Origin of the sequence: Virgibacillus sp. M23, from assembly GCF_034190895.1 — a bacterium.
GTDB lineage: Bacteria > Bacillota > Bacilli > Bacillales > Amphibacillaceae > Virgibacillus > Virgibacillus salarius.
Map to the genome: position 1 here is coordinate 1 of NZ_JAWDHA010000232.1, position 472 is coordinate 472.

Genomic DNA, 472 nt, shown 5'->3' on the forward strand with positions numbered 1-472 from the left:
CACACAGCTTGCTCCAAAAGGCGCCATTAACCATGGGCTTGATGTGTAAGCGGTCAGCGAAGCGAGTGTCAGTATGGTTATAAATCCTCCGATAAGCCCTGTAACAGCGTCTTTGCCGTTTACCCGTAAAGGCGTCTTTCCTGTCCCTTTCATTTTTAAAAAGAAGTTGTTTTCCAAATTTATCCCTCCAGTATGTATAGAATAATAGGTAAATAATAACCTGTCAATTTTATTTTTAGGGGTTAGTTTTTCGGAACAATAAAAAAACCGTTCGCTGGGGAACGGATTCTTACTCATGATTTATTTTTTTCTGATGGCGTGAGACCTTATGTCTATTGCCACATATCTTCATGGAACACCATTTTCGTCTTCCTGTTTTATCAAGAAATAGCAAAATGGACTGTTCTTTTGCACACCGTTTCAGCTGTTGGATTTCGTTTGTGTGAATCAGCCATAACGCATCGTAAGCGTT

Annotated in this window: 1 protein-coding gene and 1 pseudogene; both read right to left on the reverse strand. The window is 39.8% G+C overall.

What is annotated here, in order from left to right:
* Positions 1 to 177 (reverse strand): annotated as a pseudogene (locus RVS70_RS22250) (HPP family protein); the annotation flags it as partial.
* A 112-nt stretch (positions 178 to 289) separates the two neighbouring features.
* Positions 290 to 472, reverse strand: a 183-nt coding sequence (locus tag RVS70_RS22255) for a CGNR zinc finger domain-containing protein (RefSeq protein WP_321134890.1), incomplete at its 5' end; no start/stop codon positions are given.